Source organism: Cryobacterium sp. 10I5 (assembly GCF_035019865.1).
Lineage (GTDB): Bacteria > Actinomycetota > Actinomycetes > Actinomycetales > Microbacteriaceae > Cryobacterium > Cryobacterium breve_A.
This window is the reverse complement of the sequence record NZ_JASJVI010000171.1, coordinates 1-3115: the sequence shown is the minus strand read 5'-3', so window position 1 is coordinate 3115 and position 3115 is coordinate 1. Positions and strand designations below refer to the sequence as shown.

At 58.5% G+C, this 3115-nt stretch carries 2 protein-coding genes and 1 pseudogene; 1 reads left to right on the top strand and 2 read right to left on the bottom strand.

The genetic code is table 11. The annotated features are described in order from the left end of the window. Positions 1-857: 857 nt before the first annotated feature. A complete protein-coding gene (locus QN350_RS19410; RefSeq protein ID WP_322140311.1) occupies positions 858-1496 on the top strand; it encodes a flavin reductase family protein in 639 nt (212 codons plus the stop codon). A gap of 566 nt (positions 1497-2062) precedes the next feature. On the opposite strand, the gene QN350_RS19405 is transcribed toward QN350_RS19410, so the two are convergent. Both QN350_RS19405 and QN350_RS19400 read right to left on the bottom strand, forming a co-directional pair. Further along, entirely contained in the window at positions 2063-2668 is a 606-nt protein-coding gene (locus QN350_RS19405) for a hypothetical protein (RefSeq protein ID WP_322140310.1), read from the bottom strand. 184 nt (positions 2669-2852) lie between these two features. After that, a pseudogene (locus tag QN350_RS19400) lies at positions 2853-3086 on the bottom strand (transposase); the annotation flags it as partial. Positions 3087-3115: the final 29 nt, after the last annotated feature.

Here is a 3115-nt window from a genome sequence, read left to right as displayed (position 1 = left end):
ACCTGGATCAACGAACCCGAGAAAGCAGGAACGAACTCAATGACCGCCTAGAGAATATGACTCATACAGGTTGACATATTCCGCGGCGTTTGATGGAATCCCCGCCCGTGTTTCCGATCATGCAGAGCGATAGCACCCTGGAAGACCCCGAGCGCGAGCCACAGTGCCCCCAGCAGGATTCGCGTCCCAGTGGGTCCTTCGAATACCGCTAGGAGAATCCAAGCCAGCCCGATGCAGCACCAAACAACACCAACCCAGATACGTGGCCTGCCGACCATCCAACGCATAAACCCTGATCTGGCACTGCTGACGTCAGCCATGTGGCCAAGGTACCTCCTGCCAACGGGTTTCTTCTGCAGCCCATGACAGTTGCCCGCAACCGGTTCCTGAAAGAAGTATTCGGTATCGGGGGCCGATCGACTTGACTCAGGAGTCTGGGACGGCGAGCGAACGGTGAGGAATTGCACTTTGGTGGAGGACTCAGGAAATCGAACCTGACTAGGCTCCCCGATAGGAGCATCCCCCCGGAACGCTCACGCGTCGCCAGCATCCTAACCGAAGTGAACAAATCCGCTGTGGGCAAGCTCAAAGCTTCTTTCCCTTCCCTCGGCGGGTTGGTGTTGGCGGCGCTTTGTTGAATTGGGTCTGTCTGCTGTCCCATAACGACACGGCTTTGAAACACCCATAGACGGTTCTATATTTCTTGTTATCGAATTGTCTATGGACTGAGTATTCCGGTTGCGGGCGCCCACCGATGCGTGGCCGCGACGTCGGATTTCCGCCAGTCATTGGATGGCGGCTCGGGTAATTTTGAAGCGAAGCTCGCCCCGACTAGCCCCTCTCGCCGAAAGAAGCCCATGCCGACGCACACCGTCATCGACCCGGCCATTCTCTACTTCGGAACACCCGTTGCTCTTCTCAGCACGGTCGACCGCGACGGTGAAACTAATACCGCCCCGATGTCGTCTGTCTTCTGGCTTGGCCAGACCGCACTCCTCGGCATGGGCGCCCGCTCCTTGACAGCACAGAACCTCCTCGACACCGGCGAGTGCGTCATCAACCTCCCCACTGCCGAACTGGTCGATGCGGTCGATAGGATCGCTTTGACCACCGGCCACATGCCGGTTCCTCCTGGCAAGGCTCTTGTCGGATACCGCTATGAGCCCGACAAGATCAACCGTGCGGGTTTGCATTCCCGGCCGGGTGACACCGTTCGAGCAGAACGGATCGACGAATGCCCCGTCAATCTCGAAGCCCGCATCGTGCACTCTCGTCCCCTCAAGAAAGACGACCCGGCCGATGGCGATACGGTCATTTTCGAAGCCAGGATCACCCGGGTGCACGTCCACGACTCGATCCGCCTGAAGGGGTCGAAAAACCGCATCGATCCGAACCTATGGCGACCCCTGATCATGAACTTCCAGCGCTTCTATAGCCTCGGCGACGAGTTGCAACCTTCGCGCCTGGCTCAGACTGACGAGGAGTGGTACCGCTGATGACGCCCTGACAGCTCATCTCGCCAACGAGACGCCCTGGCGCCTTGCCGAACCGGTGATCAGGAATGCGACGAAATGCCCTAACCGGGCCGACTAAACACGGCAAAACGCGATCGAGAAGTGCCGAACGTCGGTGTCGTTCGTAGAACTGGACGGGCATTCTATTGTTGTGAGTGCAGGTTACGCACGTGGAGCCAGATCGGGATGGCGAAGAGTGGAATGTGGCGTGCCGGAAGATTTCTGGCAAACCAGACTGGCAGGTACGTCGGTGGCTGAGCCGCGTTCATCGCCCAGCGACTTTGCGAATCCCGTCAGCGGGCGCCTCCCTGCACCGGCGATGAAAACCATTGACTCAGCGCCGATGATCGTCGAAAAGCGGCATCGGCGGTCTCCGGCGAGACTGCAACGGATGACGGATTAGAAGCCGCGATGGTTCGAGCAATCGGCGACGCCGTCTTGATGTGGTGGACATCGATGGCTTGGCTCGGGCATCTCGGAGCGTTTGGAGATCTTGGAGTCGAGCTTGGTGAAGGACTCGCACCGAAGCCCTGAACATTTTCGGTGGCTCAAAGATCACCAAGTCCGTAATCGTCCGTTCGATTGTGCAATGCGATCCGGATGGCATCTCGCAGCAATCCGTCTTGCCTCTCAGCCTCGACTCGCGCAGCGTCGATTTCGGCGTATTCCTTCATTCCCGCGTCGCCCACTTTGGGGATTTTTGCTTGGAGGATCTGTTTTCTTAACGTGTCCTCGTCGGCTTTGTTGCAGGCGTTCCAAGCGTTCAGTACGGATTGTCGAGCGATGGCCTCTGCGCGCCCGGATAAAGCGAATCGATCGGTCGACTCGTACTGTTGAGGGATATCGACACCTTCGATCTTGCCCATGCTCAGTACGGCGCTTCTGTGCTGGCTCCGTTGGGCGATGAAAGTCAAAATATCGGCGTAGAGGAGCATCTGCTTTTCCAGCAGCCGCGCCTGCCTATCTGCCGTGATCGTGCGCTTCAGAGAGACGTCCGAATTTTCCCCAGCGCGCTTTGTAGCTCGACTGGTATTCCAGAAACCGAACAATGCCACTACCAGCACGGCCACCGGCGGGAGCCACACCGAGACTGGCACGCCGATGATCGACCCGGCAGCGGGCGCTTTCGATAGTGCCGTTGTAAGGATGTCCATTCGGACAGCGTAGCGACGCGCTTTCCATCATTTGACTATGGTCTCGGCTACCTTTGCGGTCAAAGGAGAAACATGAAGATCGCACCACCCCGGTGTTCGACGACCGGCTGAGGCTCGGCACTCATAGGTCACGTCCCGCTGAGCGGTGGAGTTTCTCAACACCGTGCGGGTCAGTTGTTCTAGCTTAGGCGGCGGCGAGTTCTGGGAGGATCACCGCCTCGTCGATGACCTTGACGGGGTTGTTCATGGTGGCCAGCTCGAGCATGGATGCTTCGGAGAAGTAGCGGCGTTCGCCGGCTTCCCATTCGTCGTGCTGCTCGATCAGAACCGACCCGGCCAAACGCAAGAGAGCGGCAGCGTTGGGGAAGACACCGACGACGTCGGTGCGGCGTTTGATCTCCTTGTTCACTCGTTCCATTAACCGGCTCTCGTTGTCAGGTCAAGGGG